The 16,447-nt window shown below is 61.5% G+C and carries 10 protein-coding genes, 1 tRNA gene and 1 pseudogene; 9 read left to right on the forward strand and 3 right to left on the reverse strand.

What is annotated here, in order from left to right; translation table 11 throughout:
• Window positions 1-793: 793 nt before the first annotated feature.
• Window positions 794-1,423 (reverse strand): annotated as a pseudogene (locus tag Q5H31_RS07250) (bile acid:sodium symporter family protein); the annotation flags it as partial.
• A 106-nt stretch (window positions 1,424-1,529) separates the two neighbouring features.
• On the opposite strand from Q5H31_RS07250, the gene Q5H31_RS07255 reads away from it, so the two are divergent.
• Together Q5H31_RS07255 and Q5H31_RS07260 are read left to right on the forward strand one after the other, a co-directional pair.
• A tRNA-His gene (locus Q5H31_RS07255) sits at window positions 1,530-1,605 on the forward strand.
• A gap of 149 nt (window positions 1,606-1,754) precedes the next feature.
• Window positions 1,755-2,780 carry a low specificity L-threonine aldolase gene (locus Q5H31_RS07260; protein WP_007051204.1) on the forward strand — a complete coding sequence of 342 codons (1,026 nt, stop codon included), beginning with the start codon at window positions 1,755-1,757 and terminating at the stop codon, window positions 2,778-2,780.
• A gap of 146 nt (window positions 2,781-2,926) precedes the next feature.
• Here the strand turns inward: Q5H31_RS07260 and Q5H31_RS07265 are convergent, their stop codons facing one another.
• Window positions 2,927-4,087 (reverse strand): glycosyltransferase, encoded by a 1,161-nt coding sequence (locus Q5H31_RS07265; protein ID WP_007051205.1) that lies wholly within the window; start codon window positions 4,085-4,087, stop codon window positions 2,927-2,929.
• Window positions 4,088-4,260: 173 nt separating this feature from the next.
• Here Q5H31_RS07265 and purT point away from each other — a divergent pair, with 173 nt between their 5' ends.
• From purT to Q5H31_RS07295, 6 genes are all read left to right on the forward strand, one after another.
• Window positions 4,261-5,598, forward strand: a complete 1,338-nt coding sequence (gene purT, locus Q5H31_RS07270) for a formate-dependent phosphoribosylglycinamide formyltransferase (protein ID WP_007053649.1) — start codon at window positions 4,261-4,263, stop codon at window positions 5,596-5,598.
• A 392-nt stretch (window positions 5,599-5,990) separates the two neighbouring features.
• Window positions 5,991-6,743, forward strand: a complete 753-nt coding sequence (gene purC / locus Q5H31_RS07275) for a phosphoribosylaminoimidazolesuccinocarboxamide synthase (RefSeq protein WP_007051209.1) — start codon at window positions 5,991-5,993, stop codon at window positions 6,741-6,743.
• Between the two features lie 62 nt (window positions 6,744-6,805).
• Window positions 6,806-10,540 carry a phosphoribosylformylglycinamidine synthase gene (locus Q5H31_RS07280; RefSeq protein WP_007053650.1) on the forward strand — a complete coding sequence of 1,245 codons (3,735 nt, stop codon included), beginning with the start codon at window positions 6,806-6,808 and terminating at the stop codon, window positions 10,538-10,540.
• Window positions 10,541-10,676: 136 nt separating this feature from the next.
• A complete protein-coding gene (locus tag Q5H31_RS07285) occupies window positions 10,677-11,981 on the forward strand; it encodes an alpha/beta hydrolase (RefSeq protein WP_032682458.1) in 1,305 nt (434 codons plus the stop codon).
• Window positions 11,954-13,324, forward strand: a complete 1,371-nt coding sequence (locus Q5H31_RS07290) for a hypothetical protein (protein ID WP_007051212.1) — start codon at window positions 11,954-11,956, stop codon at window positions 13,322-13,324. Before Q5H31_RS07285 ends, Q5H31_RS07290 begins: the two co-directional genes overlap by 28 nt.
• Window positions 13,321-13,980: a DUF6320 domain-containing protein gene (locus Q5H31_RS07295; protein WP_007056333.1), complete on the forward strand. Its 660-nt coding sequence runs from the start codon at window positions 13,321-13,323 to the stop codon at window positions 13,978-13,980. Before Q5H31_RS07290 ends, Q5H31_RS07295 begins: the two co-directional genes overlap by 4 nt.
• A 13-nt stretch (window positions 13,981-13,993) precedes the next feature.
• Here Q5H31_RS07295 and Q5H31_RS07300 read toward each other — a convergent pair whose 3' ends face one another.
• Window positions 13,994-15,508 (reverse strand): Na+/H+ antiporter NhaC family protein, encoded by a 1,515-nt coding sequence (locus Q5H31_RS07300; RefSeq protein ID WP_302457630.1) that lies wholly within the window; start codon window positions 15,506-15,508, stop codon window positions 13,994-13,996.
• A 218-nt stretch (window positions 15,509-15,726) separates the two neighbouring features.
• Between Q5H31_RS07300 and Q5H31_RS07305 the strand changes: the two genes are divergently transcribed.
• Window positions 15,727-16,447: LysR family transcriptional regulator (locus Q5H31_RS07305; RefSeq protein WP_302457631.1), on the forward strand; the 721-nt coding region annotated here is incomplete at its 3' end.

Genomic DNA, 16,447 nt, shown 5'->3' on the forward strand with positions numbered 1-16,447 from the left:
TACGGACGAGCTGTTCAATAGTAGGCAACTTGAATTCTCCGATTCAGTGGTTTCTCTTGCTTTTGTGTGACCGCCGCACTGCACCCACACTTTTCAGCACACTCGCTTGGTATCCGCCTGTTGGCGGCACCCGACGAATCGGAAAAGATAGCCCAGTCCACCGGCCCGATGGCCTTCGCCCCTCCCGTCGGCGCATTACTGCGTGCGATCAGCGGTTTGAAGGATATCCCAGCATGCTCGCCTGTTACATAAGGCGTGCTGTTGGCACACACGAATATCTATATTACGATTCCTCCGGACAACGACGCGCCGAGCCACAACTCACTGGTTTGGGGACCTCCTGCGCCCCCGTACTTTTCCTCTCCTCCCAACGCAATATTCCAATGCGTCGCAAAACACACACCCAACTATTCTCCCAACGCAATATTCCCGGGAATGCGTCGCAAAAAGGGAACGCCACACAGCAGGTGCCCCCGCGGAGACTATGTCACACGGGGGCACCGCCAAGGAGGTTACATTATGTTTCTTTTCACCACATCCGCTTCTGTGTTATCTGTTTCCAGCACATCCTCGTGCTCTTCCATATCCGATGGGAACCTCTAGCGACCCGGCCTCTTTGCCGTATTACCTTGCCGCTTTCTGCATTACCAATTATAGCAAAACCGCCCTCGCGAAACGCCCGATACCTCAATCGGGAGTAAGCGGGAGCGGCTATGTTATGCGAGGTAGGAAAGGTGGATGACCGACTGACTGGAGTCGTGCCTTACCCGACCTTTCTCACCATTTCAGGATTTCAGGCAGCGACCTTGGCGGCCTTATCGGCGTCGAACGGGTGGGCCGCTGAAACGGTGCTCTTGGCAGAGCCCTTCTCGCCATTGTCGGAATCCCAGTGGATCTCGTGCTTGTCATCGTGGTTGCGCCACCAGCTGGACAGGATGGAGCCGGAGATGTTGTGCCACACGGAGAAGAAGGTGGACGGCACGGCAGCGAGTGGGTTGGTTGCGAAGGAGGTCAGGGCCAGGGTTGCGCCCAGAGCGGAGTCCTGCATGCCGACTTCGAAGGTGATGGCCTTCTGCTGTGCGTAGCGGAAGCCCTTCGGGTAGATCTTGTACATCAGCTTGGAGAAGCCGAAGCCCAGCGAGTAGCCGCACAGGTTGTGCAGGATGACCACCGGGATGGCCACCAGGGAGCTGGCCACGAACAGCTTCGGACCGTTGGCGGCAACGACCACGCCGATGATAAGCAGAATAGCCACCTGAGAAACGATAGGCAGGGCGACCGTAACCTTCTCGATCTTCTTGCCGAAGATCATGTGGCAGATCACACCGAGGGCGATCGGGAAGAGCACCACCTTGACGGCGTTGAGGAACAGGGACTGAGTCGGCACGGACACGTACTGAGAAGCGAGCAGCTGCATCAGCAAACCAACCGCTTGATTCCATCGCGACACACCGATGAGCACACATCCGCAAAGTTGTGTATAGTATTCACCTGTTGCGCGAATTCAGCTTGCTGAATGCGGCACTATGGTGGCCATAGCTCAGTTGGTAGAGCATCTGATTGTGGTTCAGAAGGTCGCGCGTTCGAGCCGCGTTGGCCACCCCAGTAAAACCCTTCCGTTCGCGGAAGGGTTTTGTTTTTTCTCCCTGAATTCCCCGCTCCTGGGTTATAGGCCAAATAGGCATGCCGGGAACCACCGCGTTGTACACTCAGGGCATATCCAATTCACCGAACATAAGGACAAAAGGTCCGTCATGCTGTCTTTTGAGAACGATTACTCCCGCGCCGCCCATCCCGCGGTGCTTGAAGCCGTGGCTGAAGCCAACAACCATCTGTATTCGGGCTACGGGTCCGACGAACTGAGCGATCAGGCCAAGGCCAAGATCCGCGAGGCCTGCGGCCAGCCGGACGCGGATGTGTGGTTCCTCGTCGGCGGCACGCAGACCAACCAGGTCGTCATCGACACCATCACCCCGGCGTATGCAGGCGTGGTCGCGGTCGCCTCCGGCCATCCGAACGTGCACGAGGCCGGCGCCATCGAGTTCTCCGGGCACAAGGTGCTCACGATTCCCCAGCACAACGGCAAAATGGACCCGACCGAACTGGACGAGTTCTGCAAGACCTTCTATGCGGACGGCAACTACGAGCACATGGTGTTCCCGGGCTCCGTGTACGTCTCGCAAAGCACCGAATATGGCACCATCTACTCCAAGGCCGAGTTGCAGGCCATCGCCGATGTGGCGCACAAGTACGACATGCCGCTGTTCGTGGATGGCGCGCGACTCGGCTACGCGCTGACCGCCACCGGTTCAGACATGACGCTCGCGGATCTGGCGACCATCGCCGACGTGTTCTACATCGGCGGCACCAAGGTGGGTGCCCTGTTCGGCGAGGCCGTGGTGTTTACCAAGCACAACACGCCGAAGCACTTCTTGACCCTCATCAAGCAGCACGGTGCCTTGCTGGCCAAGGGCTTTGTGCTGGGCGCGCAGTTTGACGCTTTGTTCACTGACAACCTGTATTTCAAGATCGCCCGCAACGCCAATGAGGCGGCCGATCGTATTCGCGAGGCCCTGCGCGCCAAGGGCTACACGCTCACTTTCGAAGCGCCCACCAACCAGATTTTCGTGACGATGGATCAGCCGACTATCGACCGTCTGGAGCGCGAGGTCAAGCTCGGCTTTACCGAGAAGGCCGACGACACGCATACCGTGATGCGCATCTGCACCAGCTGGGCCACCACGCATGAAGAGGTCGATCAGCTTATTGAGTTGTTGTAAAACCCTTCGCTAATCTCTCCCTCCGTCATCGCTTCGCGATGCCACCTCCCTCATCAGAGGGAGGTTTTTTCGTAGCTCCCTCTGATGAGGGAGCTGGCCGCCGCAGGCGGACTGAGGGAAAGACCTCTCCGCAAACGAGAAGGCTCCTACTCCCCTATCGCCTTGCGTTCCATATCCACGAACTTGTGGACCGAGGCTTCCACGGAATAATGCGCCTTGGTGTATTCGGCGTATTTTTCGCCCCATTCGGCGCGCTCGGCCTGATGTGCAATCCACCAATCGATGCGTCGGGCCAGCAGGGCCGCGTCCCGCACGGGGAACAACGACTCGTCGATCAGCGCGAACTGGCTGGCCGCCGACAGTTCGGACGCGGCGATCACCGGCACCAATCCGCACGCCATCGCCTCGATCACGCTCACCGATTCGATGTCGGCAATCGAACAATGCACGAACAAATCGCCCGAACGCAACAAATCGGGCATATCGGCGTGCTTGTGGAATCCGATATCGGCCTTGCGCGCCAGCAAACGCCCGGCGCGGAACTTGAGATACTGCTTGAGCGGCCCAGTACCGGCGATCACCAGCTGAATATCGCCGGCGTGCCGGGACATCGACACCGCCTTGATCAGCGTAATCTGATCTTTCTCGCTAGCCAGTCGGCCGGAAGCGATGACGCGGAACGGCACGGGAGCCGAGGCATCCGGATCGGCCGGCTTCTTCGGCGAATACACCGGTGAATAACCATTGGAAATCACGTGCAACTTGGCTTTATACCCGTGCGCGCGCAACAGGCTCGCGGTCATTTCGGTGGGCACATGGATGTGGTCAATGTGCTTGTACAGCCAGTGCTTGAACAGCCAGTACAGGAAGCTGGAAATACCGGGAATGCGACGTAGAGGGCCGGCCGAATACAGCACGTTCTCCGGCTGCAGGTGGAATCCGGCAGTCACGGGAATGCCCATTTGGTGGGCGACTTTAGCGGCACGACGGCCGAATTTGAACGGCATATAGATATGCACCACATCCACGCCTTGAAAGGCGGTGCGGAACAACGTGTCGCTGGGTTCGGCGAATTGCATGAGCTGCTTGGCGGCCACCCACGAGACGAGCGGCACCCTATTCACGCGCGCCGGATATTCGGGCGCCCCTATACCGACAAGCCTCACATGATGGCCTTGCCGCTCCAATTCTGCAGCCCATTGCAAGGCCGAATTGGAGGTGCCGTTGCCCTGATTGCCCACCGTATCGACCACAAGAGCGATAGTCAGCGGACGATCAATGCTCTCTTCAATCCCGTTTTCGCGCATTGCCTCATCCTAAACCACCGCGCTGCAATGGCGTCGGCCGCGCTGCCTGAACGCGTATGAAATGGTATGGGCTGCCGCATTTTGCCCAATATTGAATCACGCGCTCCGCAGCGCACGCCGCCGAATTCGAGCCCCGCATAGGCGAAATCATCGCGGCATGGCAGAATGTGGGTATGACTGAGAACGCCGTAAATACTGCCGTGACTTCCACCTCCTCTCCCGCAATTCCCGCCGAGACTTCCGCCGTCTCCCCCGCAACTCGCGCAGCCAACCGCCCGCTGGGCACACCGCTGGGCAAGCACCCCACCCGCGTGCTGTTTTTGGGCGCTGGTGAGCTGGGCAAGGAAGTGGCCATCGAGCTCATGCGACTGGGCGCGTGGGTGTGCGCCGCTGACTCGTATGCCGGCGCTCCGGCCCAGCAGGTGGCGCATGAATATCGCGCGTTGGATATGGCGAATGCCGCCGAATTGCAGGCATTGTTCGATGAAATCAAGCCGGACATCATCGTGCCCGAGGTAGAGGCCATCGCCACCGATGTGCTGGCCGGTACTGCGGCCGCGGGCGCCCAGGTGGTGCCGAGCGCCGAAATCGCCGCGATTTGCATGGACCGCGAGCGCCTGCGCGTACTGGCCCACGAAGAATTGGGCTTGCCGACTACACCGTATCGTTTTGCCGGCTCGCTGGAAGAGCTGCGCGCCGGAGCTTCGGAAGTCGGCTATCCGTGCGTGGTCAAGCCGGTGATGAGCTCGTCTGGTCACGGCCAGTCGGTGGTGCGTTCCGCCGACGCCATCGATGCCGCTTGGACCGAAGCGCAGGAGGGCCGCCGCGCCGCCGATGAGGGCGATGTGTCGCGCGTGATCGTTGAGGCGCTTGCTCCGCTGGAGCGTGAGCTGACGGTACTGACTGTTTCTTCGTCCGCCGGTATTGTGACGTGCGCGCCGATCGGCCAACGTCAGGAGTCCGGCGATTACCGCGAGTCCTGGCAGCCGGCTACCGAACCCGATGGTGAGGCCGAGCGGGCGCGCGACATCGCACGTACCGCCGTTGAAGGCTTGGTGGCCAAGGCTCAGGCGGCCGGCGAAACCGGTTGGGGCGTATTCGGCGTGGAACTGTTCGTGCTCACCGACGGCTCGATTCTGTTCAACGAGGTCTCCCCCCGTCCGCACGATACCGGTATGGTGACAATGGCCTCCCAGCGTCTGAGCGAGTTCGCGCTGCACGCCCGCGCGATTCTCGGCCTGCCGATCACCCCCGAGCATGTGTCGCTCACGATTCCGGCCGGCTCGGTGGCGGCAAGCCATGCGATTGTGGTGGCCGGCGACGGTGAGGTCGAGTTCACCGATGTGGCCGCTGCTCTGGCCGAACCCGGCACGGACCTGCGCATTTTTGCCAAGCCCGAAGTGCATGGCCACCGCCGCATGGCCGTGGCACTGGCCGTCGGCGAGTCCGAAGCCGACGCCCGTGCCAAGGCCGGCCTCGTGGCCGATGCGTTGACGATTACCGTGGAGTAGTCCACGGCCTGATCAGCTCAGCATGGCCTCAATATTATTGCCGTCCGGGTCGTGGATGATCGATCATGACGAACCTCCTTGTACCATTTCGTCACTCCCATTATCGTGTGTATATGGCCGAAGAGTCATGTTTCGTCTATTGACGAACATCTGAGTATTCACACGCGCTTCTGCAGATACCTTCATGCCGGAAGGCTACACGACCGGAGACGAGCTGATCGTACTGGCCAATGACGGCCGCCTCCGCCATCCCAACAGCGTATGGCCGTTCGATGCAGCGACGTATGATGCGCCGGCCGCATCGTAGCGTCATGCTGAGTGTTGTTGTAGCCCTCGATTGGTACCCTTTTACCGTTAGTTCACCCAGAAATTCCACTCCTGAAAGGTGAGTCATGGAGAAGCTGGAAAAGCTCTACGAGGGCAAGGCCAAGCAACTGTACGCAACCGACGATCCCGAGGTTCTGTGGGTCGAATACAAGAACACCGCCACCGCTGGCGATGGTGAAAAGAAGGAAGACTTCACCGGCAAGGGCCGTCTGAACAACCTCATCACCACCATCATCTTCGACCTGCTCAAGAAGCGCGGCATCGACAGCCACCTTATCAAGCGAGTGGACGACACCGGCCAGCTGGTGCGCAAGGTGAACATGTTCCCGTTGGAGATCGTGCTGCGCAACGTGGCCGCCGGCCACTTCTGCTCCCGTCTGGGCGTGGAGGAAGGCCTGCCGCTCAAGGAGCCGGTACTTGAGTACTTCCTGAAGAACGATGATCTGCACGATCCGTTCGTCAACGACGATGACCTGGTGGCCCTCGGCGTATGCACTCGCGAGGATCTCGCCGAGATCGCCCCGCTGGCCCGCAAGATTAACGAGGCCCTGATCGAGATCTTCGCCAAGATCGACGTCAAGCTGGTCGACTTCAAGATCGAAATGGGCCGCGCCACCGACGGCACGCTGCTGTTGGCCGACGAGATCACCCCGGATTCCTGCCGTCTGTGGGACCAGAAGGACCACTCCGGCAAGGTCGAGCACCTTGACAAGGACCTGTTCCGCCGTGGTCTCGGCAGCATCATCCCGGCCTACGAAGAGATCGAGGAGCGCCTCGCCGAACTCGCCAAGTCCGAAGGCATCGAAGTCGCCGAGTAATGCATTATCTGGCTCCCCTCTCGAGGGGAGCCAATTGTCTTTAATTTCAAGAAAGGATTTCCATGGTTTTTCGCGTGTACGTGGAAAAGAAGCCCGGCTTTGATGTCGAAGCCCAGCAGCTTGCGGGCGAACTGCGCACGATCCTCGGACTGACCGGCCTCAAGGCCCTGCGCATCGTGAACCGCTATGACGTCGAAGGCATCTCCCAGGAGCTGTTCGACCAGACCGTGCCCACCGTGTTCAGCGAGCCTCAGGTGGACAATGTGGCCTACGACCTGCCCGACTTCGCCGGCGCCAAGGTCTTCGCCACCGAGTTCCTGCCCGGCCAGTTCGACCAGCGCGCCGACTCCGCCGCCGAATGCATCCAGCTCATCTCCCAGGGCGAGCGCCCGACCGTCCGCTCCGCCAAGCTGTACGCGCTGGAAGGCGACCTGACCGACGCCGACGTGGACACCATCAAGCATTACGTGATCAACCCGGTCGAGGCCCGCGAGGCCAGCCTGGAGACCAAGGAAACCCTGAAGACCCAGGTGCCGGTGCCCGGCAAGGTCGAGACCATCGCCGGTTTCAACGAGATGGACGCCGAAGCCGGCCAGAAGTTCATCGACGAGCGCGGTCTGGCCATGGATCTGGCCGACCTCGAATTCTGCCAGAAGTACTTCAGCGAGGAGAGCCGCGAGCCCACCATCACCGAAATCAAGGTGATCGACACCTACTGGTCCGACCACTGCCGTCACACCACGTTCGGCACCGAGCTGGACGAAGTGACCATCGATGACGCCACCGTCAAGGCCGCCTTCGAGCGTTACCTGGCGATGCGCCACGAGCTCGGCCGTGACGCCAAGCCCGTCTGCCTCATGGACATGGGCACCATCGGCGCCAAGTGGCTCAAGAAGAACGGTGTCCTGACCGGCCTTGACGAGTCCGAGGAAATCAACGCCTGCACCGTCAAGGTCAAGGTTGACGTGAACGGCCACGACGAGGACTGGCTGTTCCTGTTCAAGAACGAGACCCACAACCACCCCACCGAAATCGAACCGTTCGGTGGCGCGGCCACCTGCATCGGCGGCTGCATCCGCGATCCTCTGTCCGGCCGCTCCTACGTGTATCAGGCGATGCGCGTCACCGGCGCCGCGGACCCGACCGTGCCGGTCTCCGAGACGCTGGAAGGCAAGCTCCCCCAGCGCAAGCTCGTGACCACCGCCGCCGCCGGCTACAGCTCCTACGGCAACCAGATCGGTCTGGCCACCGGTCAGGTCGACGAGATCTACCACCCCGGCTACGTGGCCAAGCGCATGGAGGTGGGTGCGGTCGTGGCCGCCACCCCGGCCGACCATGTGCGCCGCGAAACCCCGGCCCCTGGCGACAAAATCATCCTGCTGGGCGGCCGCACCGGCCGTGACGGCATCGGCGGCGCCACCGGTTCGTCCAAGGCGCATAACGTGGAATCGCTCGAACTCGACGGCGCCGAAGTGCAGAAGGGTAACGCTCCGGTGGAGCGCAAGCTGCAGCGTCTGTTCCGCCGCGGCGATGCCTGCCGTCTGATCAAGCGCTGCAACGACTTCGGCGCGGGTGGCGTGTCCGTGGCGGTCGGCGAGTTGGCCGACGGCCTGTTCGTGGACCTCAACACCGTGCCCAAGAAATACGAGGGCCTGGACGGCACCGAGCTGGCCATCTCCGAATCCCAGGAGCGCATGGCCGTGGACGTGGCCGCCGAGGACGTGGACGAGTTCCTGGCCTACGCCCGCGAAGAGAACCTCGAAGCCACGGTGATTGCCACCGTGACCGAGGACCCGCGCATGGTGATGACCTGGAACGGCGACAAGATCGTGAATCTGTCCCGTGAGTTCCTGGCCTCCAACGGCGCTTCCAAGCACCAGACCGTGCATGTCGAGGAACAGCAGTCCTACGAGACCCCGTGGGGCGAGGGCACGCTGGCCGAACGCATGAACAAGCTGGTCACCGACATCAACGTGGCCTCCAACAAGGGCCTTTCGGAGCGCTTCGACTCCACCATCGGCGCGGGCACCGTGCTCATGCCGTTCGGCGGCAAGCGTCAGCTCACCCCGAACATGGCCATGGTCGCCAAGCTGCCGGTGTTCGGCGAGACCACCACCGCTTCGGCGATGGCGTGGGGCTTCAACCCGTACATCATGTCCAAGAACCAGTTCACCGGCGCCTACCTGTCCGTGGTCGAGTCGCTGGCCAAGCTGGTCGCGGCCGGCTTCGAGCATGAGAAGGCCTACCTGAGCTTCCAGGAGTACTTCGAGAAGCTGCGCGACGAGCCGGAACGCTGGGGCAAGCCGGCGGCCGCCGTACTCGGCGCGCTGATGGCCCAGGTGGACCTGGGCGCCGGCGCCATCGGCGGCAAGGACTCCATGTCCGGTTCGTTCGAGGATCTCGACGTGCCGCCGACGCTGATCTCCTTCGCCGTGGCCGTGGGCAACATGAAGCGCGCCACCTCCCCTGAATTCAAGGACGCCGATCACCGTATCGTACGCATCGCGCCGCGCTACCTGGCCGACGGTCTGACCCCGGACAAGGATGCGCTGCTTGAGGTGTTCTCCGTGATCGAGGAGCTCACCGACTTCCACGATGCCCTGGCCGTCTCTACGCCGGGCTATGGCGCCACCGCCGAAGCCCTGTTCAAGATGACGCTCGGCAACCGCATCGGCGTGACCCTGAACAACAGCATCGCCGTGGACGACCTGTTCACCCCGGCATACGGTTCGTTCATCGTCGAGCTGGCGGACGATGCCAAGCTTCCGGCCGTCTCCAATTTGGTCGAGATCGGCGAAATCGGCACCACCACCTCCGAGTACGTGTTCAAGGCCGCCGGCGAGACGCTGGACCTGGACGCTGTGCAGGAAGCTTGGGAGTCCGGCATCGAATCCGTGTTCCCGTACCGTTCCAAGGGCGAGGACAAGGGCGCGACCGTCGAGACCATCGACTTCCACGCGCCGAAGAAGACCGTGTACGTCGGCTCTTCCGTGGCCAAGCCGCATGTGGTGATCCCGGTGTTCCCGGGCAACAACTGCGAGTACGATTCCGCCGCCGCCTTCGAGCGTGCCGGCGCCGATGTGACCACACTGATCGTCAACAACCTGACGCCGGCCGCCGTCGCCGAATCCACGCAGGCGTTGGTCGACGAGATCAACAAGAGCCAGATCGTGATGATCCCAGGCGGCTTCTCCGGCGGCGACGAGCCGGACGGTTCCGCCAAGTTCATCACCGCGTTCTTCCGTGCGCCGGCCGTCACCGAGGCCGTGCGTGACCTGCTGAAGAACCGCGATGGTCTGATGCTCGGCATCTGCAACGGCTTCCAGGCGCTCGTCAAGCTGGGTCTGGTGCCGTACGGCGACATCGTGCCGATGACCGACGCCTGCCCGACGCTGACCTTCAACACCATCGGCCGCCACCAGAGCCGACTGGTCCGCACGCGCGTGGCCTCCGACCTCTCCCCGTGGCTGTCCAAGACTTCGGTCGGCGACATTCACACCGTGGCCATCTCCCACGGCGAGGGCCGCTTCGTGGCCTCCGACGAGGTGCTCGCCCAGCTCAGGGCCAACGGCCAGATCGCCACGCAGTACGTGGACGAGACCGGCACCCCCGGCATGGACCTGGATGTGAACCCGAACGGCTCGCTGCTCGCCATCGAGGGCATCACCAGCCCGGACGGCCGCGTGTTTGGCAAGATGGGTCACTCGGAGCGTTCCGGCAACGGCCTGTACGTCAACGTGCCCGGCAACAAGTACCAGCCGATCTTCGAGGCCGGCGTGGAATACTTCGCCGCCTGATAATCGGCGCGTATCGCGTCTGATACGGCACACAGGGAAGGAACTCTCGGGTTCCTTCCCTTTTTGTTCATGCCGGTCATGGGCTAAGGTTGGGGTGTTCGCACTACCGAATCCGCCGCTGAAAGGACCTGTCGTCATGCCGATCAACGAGGCATTGTTCGCCGCGATGAAGGCCGCCAGCTACATCAAGCCCAACGCGGGCAAGTCGTACAAATTGCAGCGCGTGGCGGAAGAGCTTATCGCCAAGCAGGCACCCGACAATCCGAAATGCCGTGTCGAGGACGCCTTCGCGCCTATGGCGGATGGATATGCCGTACCATTGCGAGTGTTCACGCCGCTGGTCGCCTATGGAGCGCCCCTGCCCGAAGCCCTGGAGGAATCTTCCGCCAATGGCACGCCCGTGGCCTCGGCAATATCCGCGATTCTGCCCGCCGTATTACCCAAAGTCCTACCCAAAATACTCATCAAGGAAAGCACGTCGAGCGGCAACGCCGACGGTATTTCCGGCAATGCCAACACGGAACTTCCCTCAGTCACGCCGCGTGGCACGATCCTGTTTTTCCACGGTGGCGGTTGGACCACAGGCGGCATCAACCTGTACACGCAGGCTTGCGCGCATATGGCCGTACGTCTGCAACGCCGTGTGATCTCAGTCGAGTACCGGCTGGCTCCTGAATACCGCTTCCCTACTGCTGTTGAGGATTGCTATGAGGTAGCCCGGCAGCTGTTTGCTGGGGAATTGCCGATTTCCGGGGTGGGTGGCGGTACTGTTGCCGCCGTTGACCACCCCCAGTCGGCTTCGCCGACAGCCCCCGCCGGCGGGGGCGATATATCTGAGACAATCCCAGCACCGGATCCCGACAGCATCGTGCTGTTTGGCGACAGCGCGGGCGGCAATCTTGCGGCCGCCGTCTCGCTCATGGCCCGCGACCGCGGCGAGTTCATGCCGCGCACGCAGATGCTGCTTTACCCGGTAGTCGGCAACGATTACAATCCCGAGACCAGCCCGTTCGAATCGGTGCGGACCAACGGCACCGACTACATCCTCACCGCACAGGACATGGCCGACTACATCGACATGTACCGTTCGTCCGTGGCCGATCTGACCAATCCGTATTTCGCGCCGCTCACCGCGCACGACCTGAGCAATCAGCCGCGCACGCTGGTGTTGTCCGCCGAATACTGCCCGCTCAGAGACGAGGACGAAGCGTACGCCCGTCGCCTGCAATTGGTGAACGACAACGTCTCCTGTTACCGAATTCACGATGGCATCCACGGCTACCTGCTCAATACGTCGGCCGTGGGACTGGTGGCCACCACCTACCGAATCATCGAGCATTTCCTCGACGGCACACCGCTGGAACCAGCTCCCGGCACCGGCACCACCGCCAACGCACCGGAGGGAGGCGACGCGTGGCAAGACGTACTTGGTACCGACTAGACAACATCGGCAAGTTCTACTCCTCCCAGGCTGGCCGCTCCTCGCAGACCGTGTTCCGCTATTCGGCCGAGCTGGCGGACGGCATCGATCCGGACATCCTGCAGCACGCGCTCGACCATGCCATCGCCCAGTTCCCGAGCTTCAACGTGCACCTGCTCAACGGCATGTTCTGGCATTACCTCGAACAGTCAGACGGCCGGCCGCTGGTGGAGCCGGAACATCTGCCGATATGCTCGCGACTGCATTACGGGCCCAAAAGCATGCTGTTCCGCGTAAGCTATTTCCGCAATCGTGTCAATCTCGAGGTCTCGCACATCATTTCGGACGGTCGCGGCGCCATCAACCTGTTCAAGTCGCTGCTGCACGCCTACATCGCCGAGCGATACGACGTGCCGGGCGTGCCTTCGGATTACGACGGTTCGGATAGCGACAAAGCCGAAAACAGCTTCGACAAATACTACGAGAAAGACAAGGCCGGCGCTGCGCCAGGCACGAAGATCTACCGGCTGGCCGGCCCCATCGACCGGGCCGCGCCTACGTTCATGGAATACCACGTCAGCGCCAGCAAGGTGCTTGGTGCAGCGCATCAGTGCGGAGTGAGTCTCACCTCCTACCTCATCGCCGCGATACTGTGCGCGATTCGCGACGTCATGCCCTCGCGCGCCCGCAATCGCGCGATTCGCGTGGATATTCCGGTCGACTTGCGCGCCTTCTTCAGGTCGGAGACCGTGCGCAACTTCTACGGCATGACTTACGTGGCGTACACGCCGGCCGAAATCGAAGCCGATGAGGACTCCGCGAAAACTTCCGCAACAAGCCCAGACGCAGCCGGCGACGGCCAGCAGTCCGCCGCCCGCACCGCGCACGGCAACGGTATGGGTGGATTGCTGACCGATGAGCCGTTGGCCGACATCGCCCGCCATGTGCAGGAGCAGCTCGGCCATGCCACCAGTCGCGAGCGCGTCGAATCGCATATGAACCGCATGATTGCGCTGGAAAAGAATCCGGTGCTGCGTCTTGCGCCCTCCCCTGCCAAGGACTGGGTGCTGGAGCTGGCCCGGTTCATCGCCGACCGCGAGACCACGACCACCGTCTCGAACCTTGGCCGAGTCACCTTGGACGAACGACTCGCGCGCCATGTACGTTCGGTGAGCTTCCTCACCACACCGGCCAGCCTGAATTTCACGGTCTGCTCGTTCGGCGACGACCTGAGCATCGGCATCTCCACCATCTACCATGATCTGAACGTCATCAAGAACCTGTGTCGGATTCTCGCCGCGCAGGGCATCAGCGGCCGTATGAACATCGCTGGCGTGCATGTGGAGAAAGGAGCGTCGGCATGAAGCATTGCGATGCCTGCACCGTCGATTTCACCGGCGATATGGCCCGTTGCCCGCTCTGCCAGAACGAATTGCGCGGCGAGGCCTCCCCCGCCGCATTCCCCGCGCAGCAGATCTATCTGCGTCCGAGGCGTTTGGCGGTGGAAATCATCACGTTTGTAACCGGCGCGATTTTGCTGCTGCATGGCTTCTTCAGCTATCTGTTTTCGTGGCCGATACCGATTGCCAGTGCATCGGCGGCCGCGCTGATCATCAGCGTGCTGTTCATCAATAGTGCGATTCTGCACGTGCCGCGGCCGCTTCGCCTCATGTTTCGATATTTCTATATCATGCTGGCGATTGCGCTGGTCTGGTTTGTGGCGACGATGAATCATGTCGTCACCATGTTCGTCATACCGATCACGTGTCTGGTTTCGCTGGTCTTTGACGTGGTGCTGCTTATCGTGCTGCGGGCCAAGGCCATTGACGAGTACGCCAAGTATCTGGCGTTCGACATCGTCGCTGGTCTGATGCCTCTGACGTTCATTCCGCTCGGCTGGGCTCCGTGGGATGTACTGGTGATGGTCAGCGGGCTGGTCTCCCTGCTGGTGCTGCTCGGCCTGCTCGTCTTCGCCCGCCGTCAGCTCTTCTCGGAATTCGGCAAACAGTTCTCGGCCTGATTGCCTCGTGCGCTCAATCGCCCGACTTAGGATGGAAACCATGAGCGAACATGTGGAGCATGGGTTTGGGCCGGTGTGGGATGGCGAGTCCCGGGTTTTGATTTTGGGATCGATGCCGAGTCCGAAATCCCGAGCGGCGGCGTACAGCCGAGGCGAGCATCCGCGAGAGCGGCAGCAGGTAGAGGAAGGTCGCGGCGGCCAGGCTGAGTGTGGGCGCGTTGATGGTGGCAAGCGGCACGGCACCGGCGATCGACCAAGGAATCAGCGGAGCGATCACCACGGCACTGTCTTCCAAATCGATAGCTTGTGCGGAGCGTTCGGATTCGTCGTCGCCGTACAGCCCACCGCACAACTGGTGAGTGAGCATGATGGTGAGGGTTTGGTTGCAGGCGAGCGCCGCCGCGCAAGTCGCGGTAATCATGGTGGCACCACATGCGCCGATGCGATGACCGAGCATCTCGATGACCTGCTGCAGCCGAGCAAGCATCCGCGTCTCGGCAAAAATGCCGGCGTAGGCGGAGGAGATACAGACAGTGGCCATCACAGTGAGCATGGAGAGGATGCCGCCGCCGTCCAGGAGTGCGGCCACCTGCGGATTTTGCGCATGGTAACCGAAAATAAGCAGCCGCAACAGTTCTGCCCATTCCATGTGCTGCACGCCCACGCATACCGCGACCGAGGCGGCAATGCTGGCGAGCATAAGCAGCCGAACATCCACACGCAGCAACGCCAACACGATGACCAGTAATGCTGGAACTAGGGTAAGCCAATGCAAATCGAAGGCCGATGAGAACAATCCGCCGATATCGGTTATGCTGCTTGCGTTGGTTGAAACAGCCGCTCTAGCCGAGCCAGCCGAGCCAGCCGTAGCAGCCGCACTAGCCGCACCAAATCCGGAACCACCGCTCGCGCACAGCCACTCCACCACCGCAGCCGCAACGTATACCACACAACTCAGCACAAACGGCACCGCACCCGTGCGCAGCATGCGGGCAATAGTATTGAACAGGTTCGTATGCGTAAGCTGTTTGACCAGCAAGGCACTGGTGGAAACCGGCGAACAACGATCGCCCACATAGACGCCCGCAAGAATCGCGCCACCGAGCATCACCGGGTTCGCCTGCATCGACAATCCCAACGACATGCAGATGGTGCCCATAGTCGCCGCACTGGCGAACGACGACCCGACCAGCACCGACATCGCCGAGCACAGTAGAAACGACAGCGGAATCACCGTGGCGGCGTGAATCACCGCGGTCGAATGGGCCACGATGAAGGCGATGGTCCCGCTGGCCCGCCACAGCGAGGTCAGTACGCCGATGAGCACGAAGGCCACCACCACGGTCCCCGCGGACCGTACGCTGCCGGCCGCACGGCTCGCCATCGCGCGCAACGAGCACCGGCGAACCAGCCCATACCCCATGAACAGCAGCACACCAACGAACAGCGCGGGAATAATCGACCAGCCGAGGGCGACGCCGGCAAACAGCACCGCACAGAACAGCAACATCGTGCCCGCTTCCAGCATGCGATCCTCTCCTCTTCCGGCTACAGCCTCATCTCAGATTCCATCTCATGACCCGCAGTCGCAAACATCAACGCTATTCGCACGAGCCATGACCTAAGATAACAGGAGAAATACAGACTAAACTGATATCTATTACAGGTTTAATACTGTGGCATTGATTCGCGCCACGACACGTCATACACACACCACGCAAACGCCATACACACGGGAGTATCGCCATGAACTTTCTCAGCATCGAATACTTCGCCGCCGTGGCCTCGGAACATAGCTTCAGCAAGGCGGCGAAACGGTTGGGGATCACGCAGCAGACGCTGAGTGCGAACATCGCCGCCCTGGAGCGGGAGCTCGGATGCACGCTTTTCGTACGCCATGTGCCGCTCGAATTGACCTATGCCGGCACGGTGTTCGCGCGATATGCGCAGCGATTCCGCCGCGATCGCGATGCACTTGGCCAAGAAATGCGCGACATCGCCGGCGATCGGGCCGGCGTGCTGCGCGTGGGTGTTGCTTACACGCGTAGCCGGGCGATCATGCCGCCGATTGTGAAGGCGATGCAACGTGACTGCCCGAATATCATCGTTGAACTCATTGAGGGCCGCAACGATCAGATTCAACAATGGCTGGCGAACGGCGATCTTGATCTGGCGGTGGCGGACTTCGCCGGGAAACCGGCCGGCATCGAACTTATGGATTTCTATAACGAGCGCATGGTGCTGGTCCTCGCACAATCACTGTGGATGGATTTGGCCGCTACCGGTGGCGCGGCGAATGGCCAAGTCGATGCCGTCAGAACCGCGCCGGACGAGCGCGCCATTGCCGCAGGTGACCTTTCCTCACTGGAGCATTGCCCGTTTCTCCTAGGCAGCCCACAAGATATTGACGGACGCATTGCCGATCTGCTGTTCCGCCGTGCCGGTTTTGAGCCGAAAGTCACAGCCC

It is taken from the genome of uncultured Bifidobacterium sp. (assembly GCF_959020155.1).
Classification (GTDB): domain Bacteria; phylum Actinomycetota; class Actinomycetes; order Actinomycetales; family Bifidobacteriaceae; genus Bifidobacterium.

Excerpts from the sequence above, each read along its gene's own strand:
- Q5H31_RS07265 (WP_007051205.1), bottom strand. The coding sequence starts at position 4,087 with ATGCGCGAAAACGGGATTGAAGAGAGCATTGATCGTCCGCTGACTATC.
- purT (WP_007053649.1), top strand. The coding sequence starts at position 4,261 with ATGACTGAGAACGCCGTAAATACTGCCGTGACTTCCACCTCCTCTCCC.
- Q5H31_RS07300 (WP_302457630.1), bottom strand. The coding sequence starts at position 15,508 with ATGCTGGAAGCGGGCACGATGTTGCTGTTCTGTGCGGTGCTGTTTGCC.
- Q5H31_RS07260 (WP_007051204.1), top strand. The coding sequence starts at position 1,755 with ATGCTGTCTTTTGAGAACGATTACTCCCGCGCCGCCCATCCCGCGGTG.
- Q5H31_RS07280 (WP_007053650.1), top strand. The coding sequence starts at position 6,806 with ATGGTTTTTCGCGTGTACGTGGAAAAGAAGCCCGGCTTTGATGTCGAA.
- Q5H31_RS07295 (WP_007056333.1), top strand. The coding sequence starts at position 13,321 with ATGAAGCATTGCGATGCCTGCACCGTCGATTTCACCGGCGATATGGCC.
- purC (WP_007051209.1), top strand. The coding sequence starts at position 5,991 with ATGGAGAAGCTGGAAAAGCTCTACGAGGGCAAGGCCAAGCAACTGTAC.
- Q5H31_RS07285 (WP_032682458.1), top strand. The coding sequence starts at position 10,677 with ATGCCGATCAACGAGGCATTGTTCGCCGCGATGAAGGCCGCCAGCTAC.